24 protein-coding genes are annotated in these 23928 nt (G+C 28.8%); 6 read left to right on the forward strand and 18 right to left on the reverse strand.

The window, feature by feature from the left end; genetic code table 11:
* Positions 1-326: 326 nt before the first annotated feature.
* On the reverse strand, positions 327-2120 hold the full coding sequence (gene pepF / locus ACLGL0_RS03000) for an oligoendopeptidase F (protein ID WP_411013571.1): 1794 nt from the start codon (positions 2118-2120) through the stop codon (positions 327-329).
* Positions 2121-2436: 316 nt separating this feature from the next.
* On the opposite strand from pepF, the gene brnQ reads away from it, so the two are divergent.
* Complete coding sequence (brnQ, locus tag ACLGL0_RS03005; RefSeq protein WP_411013572.1) at positions 2437-3717, forward strand: branched-chain amino acid transport system II carrier protein; 1281 nt, start codon at positions 2437-2439, stop codon at positions 3715-3717.
* Between the two features lie 70 nt (positions 3718-3787).
* Here brnQ and ACLGL0_RS03010 read toward each other — a convergent pair whose 3' ends face one another.
* From ACLGL0_RS03010 to ymfI, 3 genes are all read right to left on the reverse strand, one after another.
* Entirely contained in the window at positions 3788-4651 is an 864-nt protein-coding gene (locus tag ACLGL0_RS03010) for an MBL fold metallo-hydrolase (RefSeq protein ID WP_411013573.1), read from the reverse strand.
* 140 nt (positions 4652-4791) lie between these two features.
* Positions 4792-5391 (reverse strand): 30S ribosomal protein S4, encoded by a 600-nt coding sequence (gene rpsD / locus ACLGL0_RS03015; protein ID WP_150263297.1) that lies wholly within the window; start codon positions 5389-5391, stop codon positions 4792-4794.
* 110 nt (positions 5392-5501) lie between these two features.
* The gene (gene ymfI, locus ACLGL0_RS03020) at positions 5502-6239 is read right to left on the reverse strand and encodes an elongation factor P 5-aminopentanone reductase (RefSeq protein WP_313962245.1); all 738 of its coding nucleotides are present in this window, start codon (positions 6237-6239) and stop codon (positions 5502-5504) included.
* A 166-nt stretch (positions 6240-6405) separates the two neighbouring features.
* Between ymfI and hpf the strand changes: the two genes are divergently transcribed.
* Complete coding sequence (gene hpf / locus ACLGL0_RS03025; protein WP_233056036.1) at positions 6406-6930, forward strand: ribosome hibernation-promoting factor, HPF/YfiA family; 525 nt, start codon at positions 6406-6408, stop codon at positions 6928-6930.
* Between the two features lie 48 nt (positions 6931-6978).
* Here hpf and ACLGL0_RS03030 read toward each other — a convergent pair whose 3' ends face one another.
* The 9 genes from ACLGL0_RS03030 to ACLGL0_RS03070 form a co-directional block, all read right to left on the reverse strand.
* A complete protein-coding gene (locus ACLGL0_RS03030) occupies positions 6979-7545 on the reverse strand; it encodes a hypothetical protein (protein WP_411013574.1) in 567 nt (188 codons plus the stop codon).
* Between the two features lie 102 nt (positions 7546-7647).
* Positions 7648-8469, reverse strand: coding sequence for an undecaprenyl-diphosphate phosphatase (locus ACLGL0_RS03035; protein ID WP_411010215.1), 822 nt, complete (start codon positions 8467-8469; stop codon positions 7648-7650).
* A gap of 131 nt (positions 8470-8600) precedes the next feature.
* The gene (locus ACLGL0_RS03040) at positions 8601-9098 is read right to left on the reverse strand and encodes a QueT transporter family protein (protein WP_411013575.1); all 498 of its coding nucleotides are present in this window, start codon (positions 9096-9098) and stop codon (positions 8601-8603) included.
* 258 nt (positions 9099-9356) lie between these two features.
* Complete coding sequence (locus tag ACLGL0_RS03045; RefSeq protein ID WP_411013576.1) at positions 9357-9692, reverse strand: carboxymuconolactone decarboxylase family protein; 336 nt, start codon at positions 9690-9692, stop codon at positions 9357-9359.
* A gap of 199 nt (positions 9693-9891) precedes the next feature.
* Positions 9892-10254, reverse strand: coding sequence for a winged helix-turn-helix domain-containing protein (locus tag ACLGL0_RS03050; RefSeq protein WP_411013577.1), 363 nt, complete (start codon positions 10252-10254; stop codon positions 9892-9894).
* Between the two features lie 12 nt (positions 10255-10266).
* Entirely contained in the window at positions 10267-11019 is a 753-nt protein-coding gene (locus ACLGL0_RS03055) for a formate/nitrite transporter family protein (protein ID WP_411013578.1), read from the reverse strand.
* A 55-nt stretch (positions 11020-11074) separates the two neighbouring features.
* Complete coding sequence (locus tag ACLGL0_RS03060; RefSeq protein ID WP_411013579.1) at positions 11075-11545, reverse strand: hypothetical protein; 471 nt, start codon at positions 11543-11545, stop codon at positions 11075-11077.
* A 10-nt stretch (positions 11546-11555) separates the two neighbouring features.
* On the reverse strand, positions 11556-11933 hold the full coding sequence (locus ACLGL0_RS03065) for a YtxH domain-containing protein (protein ID WP_411013580.1): 378 nt from the start codon (positions 11931-11933) through the stop codon (positions 11556-11558).
* A gap of 396 nt (positions 11934-12329) precedes the next feature.
* The gene (locus tag ACLGL0_RS03070) at positions 12330-13445 is read right to left on the reverse strand and encodes an ATP-NAD kinase family protein (protein WP_411013581.1); all 1116 of its coding nucleotides are present in this window, start codon (positions 13443-13445) and stop codon (positions 12330-12332) included.
* Positions 13446-14118: 673 nt separating this feature from the next.
* Here ACLGL0_RS03070 and gcvT point away from each other — a divergent pair.
* The 4 genes from gcvT (at position 14119) to ACLGL0_RS03090 (ending at position 19188) form a co-directional block, all read left to right on the forward strand.
* Entirely contained in the window at positions 14119-15222 is a 1104-nt protein-coding gene (gcvT, locus tag ACLGL0_RS03075; RefSeq protein ID WP_411013582.1) for a glycine cleavage system aminomethyltransferase GcvT, read from the forward strand.
* A 26-nt stretch (positions 15223-15248) separates the two neighbouring features.
* Positions 15249-16592, forward strand: coding sequence for an aminomethyl-transferring glycine dehydrogenase subunit GcvPA (gene gcvPA, locus ACLGL0_RS03080; protein WP_411013583.1), 1344 nt, complete (start codon positions 15249-15251; stop codon positions 16590-16592).
* Between the two features lies 1 nt (position 16593).
* Positions 16594-18042, forward strand: coding sequence for an aminomethyl-transferring glycine dehydrogenase subunit GcvPB (gcvPB, locus tag ACLGL0_RS03085; protein ID WP_314558784.1), 1449 nt, complete (start codon positions 16594-16596; stop codon positions 18040-18042).
* A gap of 126 nt (positions 18043-18168) precedes the next feature.
* Positions 18169-19188, forward strand: a complete 1020-nt coding sequence (locus ACLGL0_RS03090) for an oxidoreductase (RefSeq protein ID WP_411013584.1) — start codon at positions 18169-18171, stop codon at positions 19186-19188.
* Positions 19189-19923: 735 nt separating this feature from the next.
* On the opposite strand, the gene ACLGL0_RS03095 is transcribed toward ACLGL0_RS03090, so the two are convergent.
* The 5 genes from ACLGL0_RS03095 to ACLGL0_RS03115 form a co-directional block, all read right to left on the reverse strand.
* Positions 19924-20610 (reverse strand): hypothetical protein, encoded by a 687-nt coding sequence (locus tag ACLGL0_RS03095; RefSeq protein ID WP_411013585.1) that lies wholly within the window; start codon positions 20608-20610, stop codon positions 19924-19926.
* A gap of 15 nt (positions 20611-20625) precedes the next feature.
* Positions 20626-21324 (reverse strand): hypothetical protein, encoded by a 699-nt coding sequence (locus ACLGL0_RS03100; RefSeq protein WP_411013586.1) that lies wholly within the window; start codon positions 21322-21324, stop codon positions 20626-20628.
* A 17-nt stretch (positions 21325-21341) separates the two neighbouring features.
* On the reverse strand, positions 21342-21773 hold the full coding sequence (locus tag ACLGL0_RS03105) for a hypothetical protein (protein WP_411013587.1): 432 nt from the start codon (positions 21771-21773) through the stop codon (positions 21342-21344).
* A 169-nt stretch (positions 21774-21942) separates the two neighbouring features.
* Entirely contained in the window at positions 21943-22269 is a 327-nt protein-coding gene (locus ACLGL0_RS03110) for a hypothetical protein (RefSeq protein ID WP_411013588.1), read from the reverse strand.
* A 66-nt stretch (positions 22270-22335) separates the two neighbouring features.
* Positions 22336-23928 carry an ABC-F family ATP-binding cassette domain-containing protein gene (locus ACLGL0_RS03115; RefSeq protein WP_411013589.1) on the reverse strand — a complete coding sequence of 531 codons (1593 nt, stop codon included), beginning with the start codon at positions 23926-23928 and terminating at the stop codon, positions 22336-22338.

The following is a 23928-nucleotide window of genomic DNA, read 5'->3' on the forward strand; positions in this document are numbered from 1 at the left end:
AAAATATAGGCTATAAAACAAAATAGTTCACGTAATAGCAATTAGAAAAGAAGTACCCCCCAACACGTCATCTCGACCGGAGAGTAACGGAGCGGAGAGATCTCAACTATTGCTTGTTTACAAGCAATAGTATTTCTGAAAGAAATAAAAAATATACAAAACAAAATAATTCGCATTAAGGGTGAGGTTCTTTTTTATTTATTTTTTTATAGTCAAATTATTATACTACTTTTCCCTTTTTTCTCTACTAAAAAAGTGCCAATGATTGCTCATCGACACCTTTGTCATCAATCTGAGATACTGAATAAATCAGTATCTTTTTTAAATTATTCTTGTTCTATTTTATCAGTTAATCTTTCCATTTCGTCAATTAGACTTCCGATATACTCTATTGTATTAAGAAGTGGTGCATCTGTTGTAACATCAACATCTGCCATTTTTGCAAGATCGATTGGATTTTTACTTCCACCTGATTTTAATACTTCAATCCATTGTGCAGCTTTTGAATTATCTTTTAAGATATTTAAACACATTTGTGTTCCGATAGTTAAACCAGCACTGTAAGTGTATGAATAAAGTCCCATGTAGTAATGAGGTTGTCTCATCCAAGTTCTTTCAACTCCATCTACAAGTTCAACATCTTCTCCAAAGAATTTTTCCATTGTTTCTTTAAAGATTGTATTTAAAGTTTCAGCATCAACAGCTCCACCATTATCTATAATCTTATAAACTTCTCTTTGATAATAAGCTTCTAAGAAGTGAGTTACAAAATTATGATAATATGTTTTTGAAATTATTTCTGAAATAATCCATCTTCTTTCTCTATCAGTCTTTGCTTTTTCAAGAAGATAATGAGCCATAATCAATTCATTTGTTGTTGAAGGTGCTTCAACGAAATATGTTGAGCAGTCAACATTTAAAATATTTTGATTTTGATGTGCAAGTGAGAAATGTCCACCATGTCCTAGCTCATGAGCAACTGTAAGAATATCAGACATATTTCCTGTCCAAGTTAAAAGTATATATGGATGAACTTTATATGGACTAGCACAGAAAGCTCCTGATGATTTTCCTTCATTGTCAACATAGTCAATATATCTATTATTAAAAGCTTTTTCTAAATATTCTTTATAGTCGCTTCCTAAAACTGATAATCCATCAATAACCATATTTTTACAGTCTTCAACGCTGTAAATTTTTTGGAATTCTGAATCTAATGGCATTTTCATATCTGAGAAAGTCATCTTATCTAATTTATTTACTCTTTTTAAAAGTCTTGCATATTTTCTAATATGAGGAGCAAGTTTTTCCATGATAACATCGCATTGTCTATTATACATTTCTCTTGTAACTTCTTGTGAAGCAAGTAAATAATCAAATACGCTATCGTATTTTCTTACTTTAGACATAGCCTTATCATGTTGAACATTGCTATAATACGTACTTGCGAATGTATTTTCGTATTTTTCTAAAGTCTTATAGAATTTTTTAAAGGCATCTCTTCTAAATTCTGTATCTGCTTTTACTTCATAGCTTCCTTCAAAAACATTATAAGTCATTGGTGTTTTTACTCCATTTACTTCAACATCTTCAAAAGATAAATCTTGCATTTTTGATTGATTATATACTCTAAAAGGAGTTTCAAAACTTCCTGCTAAAGCTGAAAGTGTCCCTTCAACTTCTTTTGATAGAGTATGATCTTTTCTATCTAAAAGTTTTTCTAAAAATCTTCTGTTTTCAGAATTTTCTTTCATAGCTTTTTCTATTATTCTCTTGTCATTTGCTAAGATTTCAGTTTCTACAAAACTAAGTTTAGCATAAACTGGAGCAATTGTATTTTCATAATTTACAATTCTTTCAAATTGTTCTTTTCCACCTAAATCTGTTTCATAATCTAAAGCAGCATAATTTCCAGTCAAGTCAATTAATTCATAAATAGGTTTTAAATCTTCCAAACAACTATTTATAGTACAGTAGCAATCAAGTTTACCTTCATAAACTTTTACTAACTCATCAGTTTTTTCTACTATTTCATTAAGGGCTTTTTTATAATCTTCCTCTGTTTTAAAAAGATCACTCAAATTCCAAGTTAAACTTTTATCAACTTCATTTCTTTTCATTTCATACCTCCAAAAATGTTTTCTTCTACCTCTCTATTCTATCATATTTAAAAATTTTTTGCATTAGTTTATTTCAATTATTCAAAAATTAAATATTTTTAATTTCATAATACCAATATTAATATCAACTAAACCAATGTCCTATATTTTTCTAAAATACATAAAATTTATCAATTTTTAATAAATTTTTTTAATAAAAGTAGCTTTTAGTATTGAGTTTTTTTTAGTTATCTTGTAAAATATTCTTAGACAAAAAATACAAAATGTTAGGGTTTTGTTATTTTAATTTTATTTATTTTTAAGGAGAGAGATTTATATGAATAAAAAAAATAGCATTGCTGATATGTTAACGTTTGGATTCGCACTTTTTGCAATGTTTTTTGGAGCAGGAAATTTAATATTTCCTCCATATTTAGGAGTTCTAGCCGGTAGTTATTGGCTCGTTATATTTTTAGGTTTTACTGTTACAGCTGTTGGCCTTGCACTTGTAGCTCTAATGGCGGTAACATACTATGATTGTGATATAATGAAATTCTTTAGCCCAATCGGAAAAACACCTGCATTAATACTAAGTTTTATGGTTATTATGTGTGTTGGCCCACTTCTTGTAATTCCTAGAACGGGAGCAACAGCATATGAAATGGGAATTAAACCTATATTAGGTTTCCATAATTTCTTTTCAATATCAATTGTTGCAATAATTTTCTATACATTAACTTACTTTTTAACGGTTAAACCTTCAAAGGTTGTTGATATTATTGGAAAATTTTTAACTCCATTTTTAATTCTTGCACTTGTTGTAATAATTGTTAAAGGAATTATTTCACCAATTGGACTTCCATCTGAAACAGTTAAAATAAACAGCGTATTAGGAAAGGGCTTAATTGACGGCTACCAAACAATGGACTGCTTTGTTTCCTTAGCAGTTGGTTCAGTATTATTGTTAACTTTAAAGAACAAAGGCTATAATAATCATAATCAACAAGTAAAAATGTTATTCAAATCAGGTCTAATTGCCTGTACAACTTTAGCATTAATTTATGGCGGTTTAACTTATCTAGGAGCTACTGTTTCTAAAACTTACGGAATAGATGTTCAACAAGCTGATATTATTGTAAATGTAACACAAGAACTTTTAGGAAATGCCGGTAAAATTGCCTTAGGATTAGCATCATTCCTTGCTTGTTTAACAACTGCAATTGGACTTACATCCGCTTCAGGAGAGTATTTAGTAGGAATTACAAAAGGAAAAATAAAATATTCTACTTTTGTATTATATATGTGCTTATTTGGAACAGTTGCTGCAATAATAGGTGTTAGTGGAATTGTAAAGATTGGCGCTCCAATTCTTGCAGTTGTATATCCACCAACAATAGTTTTAATTATACTTGCGTTCTTTAAAGATAAAATTAAGAATGATTTAATCTTTAAATTACCTGCTTTTACAGCAGTTACAATTAGTTTTATTCAAGTGATTTACGAACAATTAGGAATTTTTAAATTTATAACTATTTTGCCATTAAGTGATGTAGGATTTAACTGGATAATTCCAAGTTTTGTAGCATTTGTAATAGCATTGTTTATAAAAAAGAAATAGTAATCTAACTAAAACACAATAAAAGGTGATGTCAGTATTGCATCACCTTTTTTACTATAAATTTTAAAATTTAACACTTTTCTAAAAAGCCCTTTTTTGCATTTTCTTTTGTATCTTCACTTTCATCAAAGCCATCGTATGGAGCTTTAGGATCTCGAACTTTTGGCTTTCTCCTTAATGAATTACATATTTCATCTATATGAGCAAAAGTGAAGTCTATATCGTCAGTCCAACCAGTATGTCCTGTTATAATTTTAAGTTTAAGATTTTTTTTTCTAATTATTTCTTCCAATCTTTTAAGTGATTTTACTTGCAATTTTCTATCTTCTGCAAGGTTGTTTAAAAATGCATAACCACCATCTGCTCCAAACCAGATAGTATCTCCTGTGAATAAATAAGCATCATCTATTAAATAAACGAGATGTCCCCAAGTATGTCCAGGAACAAGAATAGCTTCTATCTTTATATTTCCAATATAAAAAACTTGACCATCTTCAATCAAAACTTTTTTATTATCAATTTGAACTTTTGGTAATTTATGTAAACCCCAAAATACTTTACGAGTCCTTTTACCTTCTAAATATTCATTTTCAATTCTTCCAATATATATTGTAGCTTCTTTAAACAATTCGTTACTGCCTTTTTCAATAGCTCCAACATGATCTGTATCTTGATGAGTGATTAAAATATCTTTAATATCTTTTGGACTTATATCTAACCACTGCATTTTTTCTGCAAGTCTATCATAGTTATAACCTGCATCAATCATAATTGTTTGACCATCTTTTGTATAAAAGTAAATATTAGCTACATATTCTCTAATACAGCTTACTCTTTCGTCAATAAAACCTGTATTTAATGGTTTAAATATCTCTTTTCCTCTAAAAAGAAAAGACATAAATTTAACTTGAAATTCTGAATCTTTTTTTGACATATGTTTTACCTTTACCCCTTTCTGACAGAATCAATTTAAGCACTAAGGCATAAGCTACAATATAACAGATATTTTTATTTTTTTGCTAATTGTATTAAATTAACAACACAAAAAAGCACGATAACTCGTGCTTTGTTTTGCTAAATTAATCTTGAGTAGAATTCTACTACTAATGAGTCTTGAATTTCAATTGGAACTTCGTTTCTTTCTGGCATTCTTAATAAAGTTGCTTTTAATCCTTCTTTCTTTTCGATGTAAGGAACAACTCCTAAGAATGTAGATTCAAAGTTTTCTTTGAACATTTCTACTTTTTGTGATTTTTCTCTTAAAGTGATTTCATCTCCAACTTGTACTGCGTATGAAGGTATATCAACTTTTTTACCGTTAACAAGCATATGTCCATGAACTACCATTTGTCTAGCTTGTCTAATTGAAGAAGCAAATCCCATTCTGTAAACAAGGTTATCTAATCTTGTTTCTAACATCATAACAAGAGCATCCCCTGTTATATGTTCTTTTTGTCTAAGTGCTTTTTCTACATAAGTTCTGAATTGTTTTTCCATAACTCCATAGTAAGCTCTTAATCTTTGCTTTTCAAGTAATTGTAATCCGTATTCTGTTAATTTTTTGTCGTTTCTTGCAAGACCTTTACCCATTCTTTTGTTAGCTTTTGGGTGTCCGCATACATTTAAGCCTAGTCTTCTTGATTGTTTAAATCTAGGTCCCATCATTTTTGCCATATTTTCATACTCCCCATAAATTATTTGCCGCGATAATTTATAGCCACGTGTAAATTATACAACTTTTTTTATCTTTTGTAAATAGCTTTTTTATGTTTTTTTCAATATTTTTAAATAAAAGCTCCACCATTAATATTTAAAACATGTCCTGTTATATAAGAAGCTTCTTTTGAAATTAAAAATTTTACAGCTGATGCAATTTCCTCAGGTTTTGCTAGTCTTTGTAAAGGAAATTCTTGGCAGTAAGCATCAATACTCTCCTTTGGAACTGAACTTAACATATCAGTATCAACTCCACCCGGAGCAACTGTGTTTACTGTAATTCCTGAATATCCAAGCTCCTTTGCAAGAGCTTTATTCATTGAAATAATTGCTCCTTTTGTTGCAGAATAATGAGCTTCTAAGGCTCCTCCGGTTACTCCCCAAATTGAACTTATTCCAATTATCTTTCCATATTTATTATTAATCATTGAAGGAATTGCTCTTTTTATGCAACGATACGAACCGTGTACATTTACATTAAAAATATCTTCCCATTCCTCTTCTGTAATATCTTGAAAAAATCTAATACTTGCAATACCAGCATTATTAATCAAAATATCTACATTTCCAAAAGTTTTTTCTATTTCATTAAACATATTTTCAACTTCAGTAGTTTTTCTAATATCTGCTTGAATCATTAATACATTTGGATTATATGCTTTTATTTCATCAAAAACTTTTTTTGCTTCTATTTCATTTTCTTTATAATTTATAACTATATTATAATTCTCTTTTGCCAGAGTCTTTGCAATTGCAGAGCCAATACCTCTTGATGAGCCAGTTATAAGCACAGTATCTCTTTTCATAATATCTCCTTTTAAAATAAATACTAATTAAGTATACCACAAAAAAATATAAAACAAAAATTTTTAGTTTCATTTTAAGTATTTAAAGGAAAAATGTGGTATAATATAAATAACATTATATTTGTATTTTTAATGCAAGTATAAATAATGTTAGGGAGGTATTGGTATGAAATTACAATTTATAGGTAAAAATATTGAAATAACAGATGCTTTAAAAGAAATTACAGCTAAGAAGTTTGAAAAATTAGATAAGTTCTTTTCTAAAGACATTGAAGGCAAAGTAACTTTTAGTTCAGTTAAGAATGATAAAATCTTTGAAGCTACAATTTATTTACCAAATAGCACAATACTTAGAGCAGAAGAAAGCACAAGCGATATGTACACTTCAATAGACATCGTTTTGGATAATCTTGAAAGACAAATCAGAAAAAACAAAACAAAACTACAAAAGAAATATCAAGCTTTAGAAACTATAAGATTTGAAAAAATTTCTGAACCGGTGGAAGAAGAAGAGCCAAAGATTGTAAGAGTTAAAAACTTTGATGTAGCTACTATGTCTGAAGAAGAAGCTATTTTACAAATTGAACTTTTAAATCATGACTTTTTCATTTTCAAAAATGCAAAAGATTCAAAAACTAATGTTCTTTACAAAAGAAAAGACGGAAATTACGGTTTAATTATAGCTGATTAATAAATATTAATATAAAAAGAAAATCGCAGATTTTATTCTGCGATTTTTTTATCTTTTATTTAATATTTCTTCTAAAGCATTTAAATCTTTTGCCTTTGTAAAATACATATCTTCATCTCCATCAACAGTATTGTATTTTACAATAGAATAATCTTTATATTTATATATTATAGTACCACCATCTTTATACATTTCACTAGTGGATTTACCATCTTTCTTATCTTGCTCAAGTTTATTAAATAATTTTTTTTCATCTAAAAGTCCTTTAGCAACAGCATCTTTGAAAGAGTATTCTTTATCATCTATTTTTAATTTAAAATCCATTCCAACAGTAAAGATATCAAAAGGAATTTTTGAATCCTTTTTAGAAATCAAAGTAACATCATTATTCCCTTGATCTTTAACTGCAAAAGATATTCCCTTTTCATTTTTATTTTCTTCAGTCTTTTTATTTTCTTCCTTTGTTTCTTCTACATTTTCTTTTACTTCTTTTTCTTTAACCGTTATATTAGTAGTTTCCTTAGTATTTTCTTCTGGTTTTTCTTTTTTCTTACAGGAAACAAAAGCTCCACTAACACAAACTATTAAAGCCATAATCAGAAATCTTTTTTTCATTGGTATCATCTCCTTTATTATGTTAATTCAGTTTAACAAATATAACAAAAAAAGTCAAATAGTAAGAACTTTCAAACTATTTAACTTTTCTTAAAAATAAAATTAATGTATAAAGTAATATATAATTAAAATTATACCTAATACTATTCTGTAATATCCAAAAACTTTGAAATCATGTTTTCTAATGTATCTCATTAACATTTTTATAGCTAAAACAGAAACTACAAATGCTACAAACATTCCAAGAATTAAAATGAAAAATTGGAAAAAGCTAAAAGCAAAACCAAATTTTCTAAGTTTCAATAAACTAGCTCCAAACATTACCGGAATAGACATAAAGAATGAAAATTCAGCAGCTAAACTTCTTGAAAGTCCTAAAATTAAAGCTCCTATTATAGTCGCCCCAGATCTTGAAGTACCAGGAATTAAACTTAAAACTTGAAAACATCCTACATAAAAAGCTAGTGTATAACTTAAATCTTCAAATCTTTTTATCTTTTGTGTTTTAAATTTAGGGTTATTTTCTACAACTATAAATAAAATTCCATATAAAACTAATGTGAAGGCAACAGTTGGAAAATTATAAAAATATTTTTCTAAAGTCTTATCAAAAAGAACTCCCAAAACACCTGCAGGAATTACTCCGACAATTACCTTTAACCACATATTAATTGTATCTTTTTGTTGCTCCTTAGTTTTCTTTTTAGAAAAAGGATTTAACTTATTAAAATACATAATGACAACTGCTAAAATAGCCCCAAGTTGTATAACAACTAAGAACATTTCCTTAAATTCAGCTGATTGATTTAATTTTAAAAATTCATCAACCAAAATCATATGACCAGTACTACTTACTGGTAACCATTCAGTAATCCCTTCAACAATTCCTAAAATAATGACTTTGATTATATCAAAAAACCACATATTCTATCTCCTTTATTAAAAATTAAAAAAACTCTATTCAAAGTTTATCACATTTTGACAAATTTGAAAAGAGTTTTTATTTTAACAATTGAATTTACAAGTCTTAACTAAAATAAAAAATGTATACACATTTATCTTATGTCTTTTTTAAATTCTAGAGCTTTAGTAAATGATTTGTTTTTACATAAAACATAGAAAACAGGAACTCCAACTGCATAGATTACTAGAGCTTCTGAAAGCATTAGTTCTCCTAATATAGCCCAAAAACCAACAGGATTTGGCATTAATAAATAAATTTCTAATGCTATTGGAACCATACCTACTACAACTGGTACTAAACAAGCTATGTAGAAGTTTTTGATTTTAGTCATAATCAACGCTACTACAAATGTTGCTAGAGTTCCAACTACCATATCAATAATTCCAACTGTACTGGCAATATTTGCTAAAAAACAACCTAATGTTACCCCAATTGTATATTCTGGATTGAAAAATGGCAAAATTGCTAAAGTTTCTGAAAGTCTAAATTGTAAACTTCCATATCCTAATCCAAATGTTTCTGATAGAAGAGTTAAAACAACATAAATTGCTGCTACCATTCCCTGTCTTGTAATTTTTTTTACGTTCATATTTCCTCCTTTTGGAGTGCTTTGATCAACAAAAAAAGGGCAAAGTGCCCCTGCACTTGATTTTTAAAGTGGGTGCCAAGCAAAACACTAATCTTTTAAATTTTATTCTCTGTAAAAATTACCGTATTATTTTATCACAAATAAAATATTTTTTCAATAAGAACCCCACCCTTCCACGATGCTTCGCATCGGGTGGGTCCCGGGAACCTTGTTGTTTCACAATAAAAAAAGTGGTGTTATCACCACTTTTGTATAAAACTATTTAGATAGTTGATCAAATGCTTCTAATGCCTTTCCTCCATAAACTGATGAAGGTCCACCACCCATTGCAACTGCAACAGAAATAACTTCTGCAATTTCTTCTCTTGTTGCTTTTAGATTAACAAGATTTCTAACATGTGCTTCAATACAACCTTCACAACGAACTGAAATTGCGATTCCAAGTGTAACAAGTTCTTTTTCTTTAACAGTTAATACTCCATCTTTATAAACTTCTCCAGAAAAAGCTCTAAATGCTTTCATTTCTTCTGGTAGAGCTCCAGCTAAATTCTTTGAATTTTCAACTACATTTTCTAATCCTTTTACATGATCCATAATAAAAGACCTCCTTTTTTATTTTATATTGTATTGATACCCATTTTTAATTACTTTCTAAACATATAATTATTATTTAACAATATTAAGTAGAAAAAATGTTGAAATATAAAAAGCAAGACCCCACCCTTCCACGATGCTTAGCATAGGGTGGGTACCCAGTAACCTTGTTGTTTCACAATAAAAAAAGCGAAGAATTTTATTTCTCCACTTTTTTTATTGATTTCCTATAATTTTCAATTTCATTTTCAGCAAATTCTTTTGTCTTTAAATTTACTCTTTCATATATAGTTAATAATTCTCTAGCTTCTGGTGTAAGCTCGGAACCTCCACCGCCTTTCCCTCCAATTTTTCCTACAAGTAATTTGCAATTCAAATCTTTTTCAGAACGAATTATCATTTTATATGCTTTAGAATATGCCATACGCATTTCTTTACAAGCTCTATTGACTGACTTGTATTCGTCAATCAATAAGAGTAATCTATATAATCCATTTCCAAATGAATAGTCTTCATTATATAAAGTCAATTTCACATTGATTTTTTTTGGAAATTCTAACATAATTTAAACTCCCTAATCTCTATAGGCAAAATAATAACAAACAGCTATTAAACTTCCCCCAATTATATTTCCTATTGTAACAGGAACTAAGTCGTATAAAACTGCTCCTACATTTATATCAGATAGTATTGTAGATAATGAAAGATAGAACATATTTGCAACACTGTGTTCAAATCCACAAATTAAGAATAATATAATGGATATTGCACAAGCACAGAATTTTGAAACTCCATCTTTACAAGCATAAGACATCCAAACTCCTAAACAAACGAAAATATTACATCCTATTCCTTTACATAGTAGAACTAAAAAACTTTCTGTAGTTTTTGAAACTGTAATTTTATGTAAGTACGCAAGCATTTCTGGTGAAAGAACGCTTGCAAAATAAACTAATAGAGCTACAAAAACTGATCCTACAAAGTTGAATAGATAAACTACTATCCAATTTCTAAACATTTTTGGGAATGTAATTCTCTTTGCTAATGCTGGAGCAAGAATCAAGATATTACCTGTGAATAAGTCTGCTCCTGCAACAACTACGGCAAAAAGTCCAAATGAGAAACAAATTCCTGATATGAATTTTCCATATGTTGGATTTAAACTAGCCATTCCTGTATTAACAATTATATAAGAAAGTCCGCTAAGCGCTATAAATAAACCAGCTAAAAATGCAACAATCATCATTTTGTGTAATTTATAATTAGCTTTTCCTTCTCCTATTTTGTACAATGATTCTAATAATTCCGCTTTTGATATAACTCCCATAATAACCTCCCAGTATTTTTATAGAAAAACAAAATTAGAAAAATTATATTATAATTTATTTTTTCTTAAAATAAGACCTAATAGCATCTATAATATTTTTAATTGTATCAATTTTATCAAATACAACATCAACATTTTCTCTTATATCCAGTGTTGTATCCACTACTTGTTCTGCAACAAATCTAGTGGAAGTAGTGATATCATCAGTGATTTCTCTAACATTTTCAAGTGTCATACTAACATTTTCAATGCTGTCTGTTATATCATCTTGAGTATCGTTAAGGATTTTATCTGTTTTTCCAAGAATTTCATTTGCATTTGCAATAGCTTTATCGGCGTTTTCAAGTAAGCTAGGTATTTTTTCAACTGATGTAACTATACTTTCTTCGCTTTTTTCTAAAACCCTATTTAATCTAGCAACTGCTTTTATTAACTTTGTGAATAAACAAATACAAGATAATAGGAATACTATTGCTACTAAATAAAGAATAACTCTTAAAGTTAAATCTAAATCTATTGTTACCATTTTTTCCTCACTATTCTTCTACTTCTTCCGCTAAGTCTGTTACTTCAATTTCTTCATCTTCAGGAGAAATTTCAGTCATATGTCTATTAGTGAAGTTTTCATATTTTTCTTCTACAACTTCTTTAACTTCTTTAGCTTTTTCAGAAACAGCTTTAACTGCGTTATTTACATTTTCACTTACATATTCAACACCGTCTTTTGTTACTTTAACGATATCTTCTCTAGTTTCTTTTCCTGATTTAGGAGCAAATAAGATTCCTACTCCAGCGCCAACAGCGGCTCCAGCAACTAATTTTGCAGCAGTAGCTGCTTTTTCTCTTCTAATTTTTCTTCTAACTTCTCTTTCTTTTTCGATACGTCTTTGTTCGATATACTTTGCTAAGCTCATAAAAAACCTCCTAATTATTATTTTATAAAAGTCATCTGGTTCCTGTCATTTTATAAACCTTCCTAGTTGAAGGTGGGCAAACTGTCTTAAATCTCACGGTTTCCTAATAAAAGGCTGCCATCAAAGTAAGAACTCCGTAATCCCTTATAATAAGTGTAGGTATAATTAAACAGGAACCTTTGACAATATTATTATAGCACACTCTAACCTAAAAAAATAGTATAAAACAGTAATGTGTAAAAAAATTTATATCTTTAACTTGATATTTATACATATTTTAGAATAAAAATTAATAATATTACTATAATTTTAACATCTTATTTTTTATTTTCTAAATAAATATGCTTACCTTTTTATCCACACTTTTATAATAAAAAAGACGATATAACTATCGTCTTATTCATTATCAACTAAAATCATTTTTTCTCTTTCGTATCCTATTTTAACTCTATAATAACCTTTTAATTTTTTGTCAACTTCCTCATCCATTGTATAAGCTACTAGATGTCCTGAAGTTATACTTTGTAATTTACCGTTTGTAGCTATTATTATAATATCTTTTTTATCGATTTTTCTCAATACATTTGCACTTAATTGTTGATTTCCACGACCAAATACATAACCTTGTCCACCCATTGGAGTTACAACAAGTATTGCTCTTTCATCACCAATTACTTCAAGAATATCTCTTTCACTACAATCTTTTTTTACAAGTTGTTTATTTTTGATTATATCAACACCTAATACAGTATATGGTAATCCCAATTCTTTCATAATATACATAGGAGTTGTTCCTGAACCAATTATATAAAAAACATCTTCCTTCATTTCATCAATAACATCACAAGCTATTGAAACTTGAGCATCATTATCTGATTGAGGAGTTTGAGATTTCTTATTTTGTAAATATCTTTGATCAAAAGGTACTTTTAAATATCCATAAAGTCTAACTTCTACTCTATCATCTCTAAAAGCTTCCTCATCAATATCAACAACATCTTTTTCAATTACAGGAAGCTCAACCCCATTAATTACTTCATAAAGCAAACTTCCTGCTTGTTCAGGAGTATTACCATAAACTGGTGAGTGTATTTTTACTCCAGCAGGTACTCCTATTACTGGAATCTTATCTTCTACAACAGAATAAACATCTCTAGCAGTTCCATCTCCACCAACAAAGAAAATCAATTCAATTTCATTTTCTAAAAAATATTTTAAAAGTTCTCTTGAGTCTGAAACAGAAGAATTTTCTTTTGCATTATAAACAACTTCATAATTCAATCCAAGTTCTTTACATTCTATTTCACCCATAAGTCCACTTGCAGTATAAATTGTAAACTTGTCTTTTAACTCAACAACTTTGCTTAAAGCTTTTTTGGCCTTTTCTGGAGCCTCTTGAACTGCACCAAGTGAGATTGCCTTTTCTAATATGCCCTCTCCATCAGTACCTTTAAGTCCTACTCTACCACCCATTCCGGCAATAGGGTTAACAAGAAATCCTATTTTTTTCATAATAACCTCCTATTAATCTATATATCTAATTATATCACATTTTTTCCGATATTGATTTTATACCCTAAAAATTCTTATATAAAAAAATTTTTTCCAATTTGACCAACGTTTTTATTTTTTTCGTATCTTTTTAGATAATCAATTTTATTAATAATTTGATTTATTCCATTAAAAATATAACTCATAATCTGGTTGACAAATAGTCACTATTTTTTGAATATTTTCACTTTTGTAACACATTTTTCGTATAATTAAAAAATTTTTATAAAAAATTTAATATTTTTTGTAATTTTTTTAAAAACTTTTTAAAAAATTAGTAAATTTTATATCTCGTACAATTCTTATAGTTTACATTATCATTTTACTATATCTAATTAAAATATATAAAAAATAAATTAAAAAAGTTTTTTAATTTTTATATATTTTCAAATTTTTTAGGGTATATTTTCTATATATTACTCATCTATAAGTTAAAATAAAAACGTTTTTATTTTTTTATAGCTCTTTTTTGTTAATTTTATTAATAATAGTTTTAGCTTAATAAATGACTTTTTGCGATTTTGTAAAAACACTATTGTATTTTTTATTTTTTTATACTATAATAACATTAAGGAAAATGGGTTATCTTATTGAAAGGTAATTAATTTCTATTTAATTTAAGGAGGAATTAGATATGGCTGCACAAAAAACACCATTATACGAAAAACACGTTTCATATGGAGGAGAAATCGTTGATTACGCTGGTTGGTTATTACCTGTTAAATACGAAGGACTTGCTCCTGAACACTATGCTGTAAGAAATAACGCTGGTTTATTTGACGTTTCACATATGGGAGAAATTACTGTTAAAGGCAAAGATGCTTTTGACTATGTAAATCATTTAATCACAAATGATTTAACAACAATTGGTGACGGACAAGTTATATACTCTTTATTATGTAATGAAAACGGTGGAGTTGTTGATGATTTATTAGTTTACAGAAAAGGTCAAGACGATATGTATATAGTAGTTAACGCTGCTAATACTGATAAAGACTTTGATTGGTTCTTAAAACAAAAAGGAAACTATGATGTTGAAATCAAAAACATTTCATCAGAAACTGCACAAATTGCATTACAAGGCCCAAAAGCTGAAAAAGTATTACAAAAATTAGCTAAAAATGTTGATTTAGCAAATGAAATAAAATTCTTCACTTTCAAAGAAAATGTTGAACTTGGAGATTGCGGAAAATTCTTAGTTTCACGTACTGGTTACACTGGTGAAGATGGATTCGAAATTTACGGAAACGGCGAAGACATGTGTAAACTATGGGATGAAATCTTAAAGGTTGGTAAAGAAGACGGAGTTAAGCCTTGTGGTTTAGGATGTAGAGATACATTAAGATTCGAAGCAGGTCTTCCACTATACGGAAACGAAATGGATGACGTTATTACACCTCTTGAAGCTGGTCTTGGATATTTCGTAAAATTAAAACAAGAAGCTGATTTCATTGGTAAAGAAGTTTTAGCAAAAATTAAAGAAGCTGGACTTCCAAGAAAATTAATCGGACTTGAATTAAAGGGCAAAGGAATTGCTAGACATGGCACAAAAGTATTCAAAGGCGATAAAGAAATCGGATTTGTAACTACTGGTTACTTGTCTCCAACTCTTAACAAAACTATTGCTAATGTTATAGTTGATGCTGATCAAGCTGAAGTTGATAACGAAGTTGAAGTTGAACTTAGAAACAAAAGAGTTCCTGCTGTATTAATAAGCAAGAAATTTCTTAAAAAATAATTAAATTACTAGGAGGTAAATTCTATATGTATCCTTATATTTCTCTAACAGAACAAGATGTTAAAGATATGTTAGATAGCCTTGGTATTAATTCTATTGAAGATTTATTCTCAGATATTCCTGAAGAAGTAAAATTAAAAAGAGAATTAAATATACCAAAAGCAAAAAGTGAGTTGGAAGTATATAACTATCTAACTAAATTAGCAAGCAAGAATGCTTCATCAAGCGAATACCCTACTTTCTTAGGGGCTGGCGCTTATGATCATTATATTCCTGCTGTTATCCCAACAATTCTTAGTAGAAGTGAATTTTTAACTTCTTACACTCCATACCAACCAGAAATCAGTCAAGGTACTTTACAATATATATTTGAATTCCAAACAATGATTTCAAACTTAACTGGAATGGATTATGCGAATGCTTCACTTTATGATCAAGGAACTGGTTTAGCAGAAGCAGCAATTATGACTGTTCATAACGCTAAAAAGAAAAAAGTTTTAGTTTCTGAAGCTATCGCTCCATGGTCAAGAGAAGTTTTAAAAACTTATCTTCATGCACAAAATTTAGAAATGGAAGTTGTTAAAACTTGCAATGGTGTAACTTGTGTTGAAGATTTACAAGCTAAATTAAATGACGAAGTTGGTGCTGTATTAGTTCAAAATCCTAACTTCTTTGGTAATATCGAAGATGTAACTAAGATTTCTGAAATAGCTCATAGCATTAAAAAATGTTACTCAGTAGTTTCTGTTGATCCATCATCTTTAGGAGCTTTAAAGAAACCATCTGAATGTAATGTTGATGTAGTTGTTGGTGAAGCTCAACCTCTAGGTATTTCTGTTTCATTTGGTGGACCATACTTAGGATTTATGGCTGTAAACAAAGAATTCTTAAGAAAGATTCCAGGAAGAATCGTTGGACAAACTCTTGATAGAGATGGAAAGAGATGTTGGGTTCTTACATTATCAGCCAGAGAACAACATATTAAGAGAGATAAAGCTACTTCAAATATCTGTTCTAACCAAGGTATTAACGTTTTGACTGCAACAATCTATATGGAACTTCTTGGTAAAGAAGGACTTAAAGAACTTTCAAAACAATGTATAAAGAAATCTCATTATTTATACAATAAACTTTTAGCAACAGGTAAGTTCGAAAAAGTATTTGATGCTCCATTCTACAAAGAATTTGCATTAAAGGCTAAAAAACCAGTTTGTGAATTAAATAAGAAATTATTTGAAAACGGAATTATTGGTGGTTTCGATCTTGGAAAGTACTATCCTGAATTAGAAAATGTTATTATGTTTGCAGTTACTGAAAAACGTACTAAGGAAGAAATTGATAAACTATGTAAGGTATTGGAGGAAGCATAATATGAAATACGATAAAATAATATTTGAATTATCAAAACCTGGTAAGATTGGTCATAAATTACCAGAATTAGATGTTGATAATGTATGTATTAAAGAGCTAATTCCTGCTAATCTTTTAAACGAAGGCGAAATTGATTTACCAGAAGTTTCTGAACCAGAAGTTGCTAGACACTTTGTAAATCTTTCAAATAAAAACTTTGGTGTTGATACTGGATTCTATCCATTAGGATCTTGTACAATGAAATACAATCCAAAGATTAATGAAGCTATGTGTGCTCTTCCAGGGTTTGCATCACTTCATCCAAATGTTCCTGAATGTGGAGCTCAAGGTGCTTTACAATTAATTTATGAACTTGGTGAAGCTTTAAATGAAACTTCAGGTATGGATGCTTGTACATTACAACCTGCAGCTGGAGCTCATGGTGAAATCACAGGAATTATGCTATTTAAAGCATATCATGAAAATAACAATGATTTAAAAAGAGATAAAATTATCGTTCCTGACTCAGCTCACGGAACTAACCCTGCAACTGCAACAATGGCAGGTTACAAAATTATTGAAATTAAATCTAATGCAAATGGTTTAGTTGATATTGAAGCATTAAAAGCAGCTGTTGGTGATGATACTGCAGGTCTTATGCTTACAAACCCTAACACTTTAGGTTTATTTGAAAAAGAAATTCAAGAAATTACAAAAATCGTTCACGAAGCTGGCGGTTTAGTATATTATGATGGAGCTAATGCAAATGCAATTTTAGGACATGTTAGACCTGGAGATATGGGATTTGACGCAATCCACTACAATCTTCATAAAACATTCTCTACTCCTCACGGTGGTGGAGGTCCTGGTGCAGGATATGTTGGTTGTAAAGATTTCTTAAAAGAATTCTTACCAGTTCCTATCGTAGTTAAGAATGGAGAAAAATATAACTTCTCTTATGACGTTCCTAAGACAATCGGTAAGATGAAAGACTTCTACGGACACTTTGGTGTATTAGTAAGAGCTTATGCTTACATTTTAGCTTTAGGAGCTGACGGACTTAAGAAATCAAGTGATTATGCAGTATTAAACTCTAATTACTTAGCAAGTAAATTAAAAGATTACTACAATCTTCCTGAAAATGTTAAATTCAAACATGAATTTGTACTTGCAGGATTAAAGAATCCTAATGGATTAGTAACTCTTGACGTTGCTAAGAGATTGATGGATATGGGATATCACCCACCTACTGTATACTTCCCATTAATCGTTGATGAAGCGTTAATGATTGAACCAACTGAAAGTGAATCAAAAGAAACTCTTGACGGATTTGCAGAAGCTATGATTAGGATTGCAAAAGAAGCTGAAAAAAATCCTGAAATTGTTCATTCAGCACCACACGACACAGAAATTAAACGTCCTGATGAAACATTAGCTGCTAAAGAATTAATCTTAAAATATACAAAATAGTATAGATTTTAAAAAGCTGTTATGAAAGTAACAGCTTTTTTTATTGCTTAAAATATTTTTTTATCTTTAATTAAATAAATCATATTAAGGGTATAAGATAATAGCAAAAAAAATTAGGAGGTTTTTATGAGTAAACTTTTAAGTCCTATTCAAATAGGTAGACATACATTTAAAAATAGAGTGGTTATGGCTCCAATGTGCATGTTCCATTCAAAAACAGTTGATGGAGTTTTAACTAAAGAGCATTTTGATCACTATGTAGCAAGAGCCTTAGGTGGTGTTTCTGGGATTATTATTGAGGCTACAATGGTTAATTCCAAAGGTGGAATAAGAAAAACCGATTTAGGTCTATATAACGAAATACAAATGAAAGCATTTAAAGAACTTGTAGATAGAGTTCATAACTATAACTGTAAGATTGGTATTCAATTAAGCCATGCTGGAAGAAAAGCTGATTCATCTTATGATGATATCATTGCTCCAAGCGCAATTCCCTTTGCAGATGAAAAAGCTCCAAGAGAATTAAGTAAAGATGAAATTATATCTTTACAAAAAGATTATGTAAATTCTGTAAAACTTGCAAAAGAAGCTGGTTTTGATTTTGTAGAAATCCACGGAGCACATGGATATTTAATCAATCAATTCCTATCTCCCCTATCAAATCAAAGAACTGATGAATATGGTGGTAGTTTAGAAAAAAGATATAAATTTCTTGGAGATATCTTAAAAGAAATTAAAAATATAGATATTGATGTTCATATTAGAGTTTCTGCAAACGAATATGATGAAAACGGAAGCTCTTTAGAAGATATAATTAATATTCTAAAATTTGCTAAAGAAGATGGAGTTGTTTTCAACAGTATTTCAAGTGGTGGAGTTGTTCCAAAAAGTCCGTTAGTTTATCCAGGATATCAAGCTGAATTAAGTAGAGAAATTAAAAAAGCTGGGCTAGTAGTATCTGCAGTTGGACTTTTAGAAGACTATGGATTATGTGAATATTTACTTCAAAGTGATGCCTGTGATATGATTTACCAAGGAAGAACATTACTTAAAAATCCAAACTGGGTTTATGGTGCTGGAGCATATTTTAACGAAGAAAATCAAATAGAATATCCTCTATACTCATATTCTGTAATTAAATTTTAAGAAAATAAAAAACTAAAAGTAGCTTATATTTATAAGCTACTTTTTTATATTGTGAAACAACAAGGTTACCGGAAACCCACGCGATGCGAAGCATCGTGGAATAGTCTAATTCTTATACAACTTATTCTCTTTTTCTCCACAAAAAAAGTGCCAATAATTGCTCATCGACACCTTTGTCATTAGTCTGGATGTATCTACGATACATTTACTTATTCTTGTAAACAAGAATAAGTATGAGATCTCTCCATTACACTCAGCTTTGCTTCGTTACAGTCGAGATGACGTATAAAGGAAGTACCTTTATTTAAGTGATATACGTTAAAAGCAAATAAACTTCGAAAATAATTTTAAAAAAGGTGATAAAAAATATATAAAACAAAATAATGCACGTCAAAGTTATTTGTAAAGAAATACTCCTAACACGTCATTTCGACTGAAGCGTTAGCGAAATGAATCTAGCCCTAACTTTGTTTACTTGTAAACAAAAGTAGGTCTGACGGGATAATTGTATCTTTAGATACAATTACTCTGGAAATCTCAACTATTGCTGGTAAGCAATAGTATTTCTGAAAGAAATAAAAAAAATAATTTCTATATGTATCTTCGATACATTTAGAGCAAAGATAAAGTATAATTTTTGTCTTTGCTTTTTTATATTTTTGTTTTTATTGTGAAACAACAAGGTTCCCGGGTACCCACACGATGCGAAACATCGTGGAAGGGTGTGTTTCTTAACTACAATTTAATAACCTTGTCATTTCCCCAACCATACCATGGTACATCATGTTCTAGGTAATCTCCATGTATTTTATTTTGAATTCTAATCATTATAAATGGTATTAATGACTTTATTATAAATATAATGATATAGATAAATAATTCTGTATAATTAATCATACCATTAAAATCTGTAAATGTTCTATAAAGAAACCATGTATTAACTAATACATTAAATAGTGTTGCTAATGTTGCAGACATAATATTTATTTTAACTTTTGAATTGTATTTTTTTATAAAATATAATGCTAATAAAGAAATATTGTAAACGACAATGGGCTTGTCATTTTTTCTGTAAATCACCAATGATTTTCTACTATAACTTGAACGGTCTTTAACACTTCCTAATGAACTAAACCAAACGTGACTCACAGAATTTATTTCTTCAAATGGAACAAATAAATCTATTTTTTTAAGATATATTCCTTCCTTACAAATATATAATTTCCAAGTAAAAAATTCAAAATACCATATAAGAATAATTGAAATAACGAAAAAACAAATATTTAAATATTCTACCTTTAACCATTTAAAATCAAATGTAACTTTATTAACTCTATCTATTGAGTTTATACTAGTTAAAAAAATAGCAAAAATAAACAAAATAAATCTATAATAAATACTATGAAATTTTATCTTTTTCATAACTCTCCTTATTACTTACAATTGAATTACTTTTGAGGAATTTTTGTTATATGCATTATCGTGAAATAAGTATTTCCCGTGTTTTATATTTTCATATTTGACCATTACTAATGGTACTAATGTCATCTTTATAATATATACAACAATATAGCTAAGAAATATCTCTATTTTTATAAATTCTAATTTCCTTGAGTAAACACTGTAAAGTATTCCAAAATTAACTGCCATATTAAAAATAGTAGCCAATGTAGCAACAATAATATTGGTTTTAATGCTAGGTTTTAAAATTTTTATCGTATATAAAGCTAATATAGAAATATTATAAATGCAAATAGGCTTATAGTCTTTTCTGTAAATTACTAAAGATTTTCTATTATACAAATATTGTCTCCCATGAGGTCTTATACTCCATTCATTAATCCAAACATGGCTTACAGCATCAACATCTTCCCAAGGAACGAGTAAATCTAGTTTTCTTAGGTATATTCCTTCTTTACAAACATAAAATTTCCAACCAACAAAAGAGAAAATTATTGTAACAGCAATAAAAATTCCGATGAAAATATAATTTAATTTCAATAATTTTATATTAAAATTATTGAATTGTATTATTGCATTTTTATCAGCTATAATCATATTTATAACGAGAATGGCAAAAGTAAGTATAAATAATATAAATCTATAATAGATACTATGAAATTTTATCTTTTTCATAATTTCTCCTATCTTTTCTAATCAAAATTAATAGTATGAATTTTAATATTATACCTTTTAGTATCTTGTTTTAAGTTTCTTACCAATTCATCACTTGCTTTATCTCTACCGAAAAAAAAGGCACTCCTCTTTCCATTTTTAAGTTCAAGAGTTAGCATATATCTGCTTCCATTTAGTCTTACAGACCTAATTCTGTCAACTTCGATTGATCTTATCTTTTTTAAAGGTATTACTCTATTTAAAAAATAGAATGCATTATGTATATAAAAATTTCCATTTGAAATATGAAAAGGTCTTAAAATGCTTCCACCGCTTCTTAAAGCTATTGAAAATCTACGAAATATTATAACTAAAAGAGTAACAGCAAGAAATATCATAGCATTTCTCGTAATACTATATTGCCACATGCTTTCATATCCTATCCAAAAATACCTAAAAAAATCAGACATAATAAAACTCCTTAATTCTTTAATCTATACAATATTATACTATAATTTTAAAATATTTAAAATGATTTCCTCACTTCCACGATGCTTTGTATCAGGTGGGTGTCCAGAAACCTTGTTATTTTACAATAAAAAACCCGAGAATTCTCGGATTTTTTCATTTATACTAATATTATTTTTTAGATTTTTTTACATCTTTATAAACGAAAATTAAAAGCGGTACAAAAATCCATATTATTGGAATTGTATAATAAATAATTGTAGTGATTGTATTCAAAATTGGTGCTTTTTCTATGAGTTCTTCGTCACTATAAGGCAATCCAGCCACTACACTGAAAACAAGCAAAAAAAGGCAAAACAACGACCAAATACCAAGTAGCACAACTACTTTAACCATGGAGTATTTCTTATTTTTAGAATCAAGCTCAACATCTTTATTAGCAATTACTTTTTCTTCATTTACTTGTTCATTTTCTTTTAAATTACTATTAGTTGCCATTTTTACCTCCTTAATGAAATTTTTAAAAAAATCCGAGTATAACTCGGATTTGTTTGTTTTTAAATATTATTGACCTTCAACAAATCTATCAATATATTCTTGATAAGTCATAAGTCTATCTTCAAATATATTGTCTTCAATATGGATAATTCTATTTGCTATTGTATTCATAAATTCGGTGTCATGACTGGCAAATAAAATATTTCCTTTAAATGCTTTAAGTCCATTATTCAAACTGATAATACTTTCAAGATCCAAGTGATTTGTTGGTTGATCTAGAATTAAAACATTAGAATTTTTAAGCATCATATATGATAACATCATTCTAACCTTTTCTCCCCCTGAAAGTTTTTGAGCAGGTTTTAAAGCTTCATCTCCTGAGAATAACATTCTTCCTAAAAATCCTCTAATGTATATTTCAGATTGTTCTGTTGAGAATTGTCTTAACCAGTCAATCAAATTGTATGGTGTATCTTTAAAGAATTCAGTATTATCCTTTGGAAAATAAGATCTTGAAGTAGTAACTCCCCATTTAAAATCACCACTATCTGGTTCAAGCTCTCCAGCTAAAATTTTGAAAAGAGTTGTAATAGCTAATTCATCTCCGATAAAACCAATTTTATCATTTCTATTAACCATAAATGAAACCTTATCTAAAACAAGTCTTCCTTCAATTGTCTTTGAAATTTCATTAACTTCTAAAATTTGATTTCCAACTTCTCTTTCCATTTCAAAACCTACAAATGGATAACGTCTAGTTGAAGGTTGAATATCTTCAACTTGAATTTTATCAAGCAATTTCTTACGGCTTGTAGCTTGTTTTGACTTACTCTTATTAGCGGAGAATCTTGCGATAAAGTTTTGTAATTCCTTAATTTTATCTTCTTTTTTCTTGTTTTGGTCTTTTAACATTTGTGCTGCAAGTTGGCTTGATTCATACCAGAAATCATAGTTTCCAACAAAAATCTTAATCTTTTTAAAGTCAATATCAACCATATGAGTACAAATATTATTTAAGAAATATCTATCGTGGCTAACTACGATAACTGTTCCCTCATAGTCCATAAGGAAATTTTCAAGCCATAGTATGCTCTTAATATCTAAGTCGTTTGTAGGTTCGTCAAGAATTAAAATTTCAGGATTTCCAAAAAGTGCCTTTGCAAGTAAAACCTTAACTTTTTCTTTACCTGAAAGTTCACTCATCTTTTTCTCATGTAATTCAGTTCCGATACCAAGACCTTGTAAAAGAGAAGAAGCATTTGCCTCTGCACTCCAACCGTCCATATCAGCAAATTCAGCTTCAAGCTCTGAAGCCAAAATTCCATCTTCATCTGAAAAATCTTCTTTTGCATAAATTTCTTCTTTTTGTCTCATGATTTCCATTAGACGTTCATTTCCCATAATTACAACATCTATTACTTTTTCATCTTCAAACTTAAAGTGATCTTGTTCTAAAAAGCTCATACGAGTATTTGGCTTAATAGAAACACTTCCTGTATCCGGTTCAAGTCTTCCCTCTAAAATTTTAAGAAAAGTTGACTTTCCTGCGCCATTAGCACCAATTACTCCATAGCAGTTTCCTGGAGTAAAAGATAAATTTACATCATCAAAAAGTTTTTGTCCTTGAAAACTCAAACTTAAATCTATTACATTAATCAT

This window comes from Parvimonas pharyngis (assembly GCF_046569675.1).
GTDB lineage: Bacteria > Bacillota > Clostridia > Tissierellales > Peptoniphilaceae > Parvimonas.

What these genes read in the sequence shown, in the direction of transcription:
- pepF (WP_411013571.1), bottom strand. Translation starts at nt 2,120, where the DNA reads ATGAAAAGAAATGAAGTTGATAAAAGTTTAACTTGGAATTTGAGTGAT.
- brnQ (WP_411013572.1), top strand. Translation starts at nt 2,437, where the DNA reads ATGAATAAAAAAAATAGCATTGCTGATATGTTAACGTTTGGATTCGCA.
- ACLGL0_RS03010 (WP_411013573.1), bottom strand. Translation starts at nt 4,651, where the DNA reads ATGTCAAAAAAAGATTCAGAATTTCAAGTTAAATTTATGTCTTTTCTT.
- rpsD (WP_150263297.1), bottom strand. Translation starts at nt 5,391, where the DNA reads ATGGCAAAAATGATGGGACCTAGATTTAAACAATCAAGAAGACTAGGC.
- ymfI (WP_313962245.1), bottom strand. Translation starts at nt 6,239, where the DNA reads ATGAAAAGAGATACTGTGCTTATAACTGGCTCATCAAGAGGTATTGGC.
- hpf (WP_233056036.1), top strand. Translation starts at nt 6,406, where the DNA reads ATGAAATTACAATTTATAGGTAAAAATATTGAAATAACAGATGCTTTA.
- ACLGL0_RS03030 (WP_411013574.1), bottom strand. Translation starts at nt 7,545, where the DNA reads ATGAAAAAAAGATTTCTGATTATGGCTTTAATAGTTTGTGTTAGTGGA.
- ACLGL0_RS03035 (WP_411010215.1), bottom strand. Translation starts at nt 8,469, where the DNA reads ATGTGGTTTTTTGATATAATCAAAGTCATTATTTTAGGAATTGTTGAA.
- ACLGL0_RS03040 (WP_411013575.1), bottom strand. Translation starts at nt 9,098, where the DNA reads ATGAACGTAAAAAAAATTACAAGACAGGGAATGGTAGCAGCAATTTAT.
- ACLGL0_RS03045 (WP_411013576.1), bottom strand. Translation starts at nt 9,692, where the DNA reads ATGGATCATGTAAAAGGATTAGAAAATGTAGTTGAAAATTCAAAGAAT.
- ACLGL0_RS03050 (WP_411013577.1), bottom strand. Translation starts at nt 10,254, where the DNA reads ATGTTAGAATTTCCAAAAAAAATCAATGTGAAATTGACTTTATATAAT.
- ACLGL0_RS03055 (WP_411013578.1), bottom strand. Translation starts at nt 11,019, where the DNA reads ATGGGAGTTATATCAAAAGCGGAATTATTAGAATCATTGTACAAAATA.
- ACLGL0_RS03060 (WP_411013579.1), bottom strand. Translation starts at nt 11,545, where the DNA reads ATGGTAACAATAGATTTAGATTTAACTTTAAGAGTTATTCTTTATTTA.
- ACLGL0_RS03065 (WP_411013580.1), bottom strand. Translation starts at nt 11,933, where the DNA reads ATGAGCTTAGCAAAGTATATCGAACAAAGACGTATCGAAAAAGAAAGA.
- ACLGL0_RS03070 (WP_411013581.1), bottom strand. Translation starts at nt 13,445, where the DNA reads ATGAAAAAAATAGGATTTCTTGTTAACCCTATTGCCGGAATGGGTGGT.
- gcvT (WP_411013582.1), top strand. Translation starts at nt 14,119, where the DNA reads ATGGCTGCACAAAAAACACCATTATACGAAAAACACGTTTCATATGGA.
- gcvPA (WP_411013583.1), top strand. Translation starts at nt 15,249, where the DNA reads ATGTATCCTTATATTTCTCTAACAGAACAAGATGTTAAAGATATGTTA.
- gcvPB (WP_314558784.1), top strand. Translation starts at nt 16,594, where the DNA reads ATGAAATACGATAAAATAATATTTGAATTATCAAAACCTGGTAAGATT.
- ACLGL0_RS03090 (WP_411013584.1), top strand. Translation starts at nt 18,169, where the DNA reads ATGAGTAAACTTTTAAGTCCTATTCAAATAGGTAGACATACATTTAAA.
- ACLGL0_RS03095 (WP_411013585.1), bottom strand. Translation starts at nt 20,610, where the DNA reads ATGAAAAAGATAAAATTTCATAGTATTTATTATAGATTTATTTTGTTT.
- ACLGL0_RS03100 (WP_411013586.1), bottom strand. Translation starts at nt 21,324, where the DNA reads ATGAAAAAGATAAAATTTCATAGTATCTATTATAGATTTATATTATTT.
- ACLGL0_RS03105 (WP_411013587.1), bottom strand. Translation starts at nt 21,773, where the DNA reads ATGTCTGATTTTTTTAGGTATTTTTGGATAGGATATGAAAGCATGTGG.
- ACLGL0_RS03110 (WP_411013588.1), bottom strand. Translation starts at nt 22,269, where the DNA reads ATGGCAACTAATAGTAATTTAAAAGAAAATGAACAAGTAAATGAAGAA.
- ACLGL0_RS03115 (WP_411013589.1), bottom strand. Translation starts at nt 23,928, where the DNA reads ATGATTAATGTAATAGATTTAAGTTTGAGTTTTCAAGGACAAAAACTT.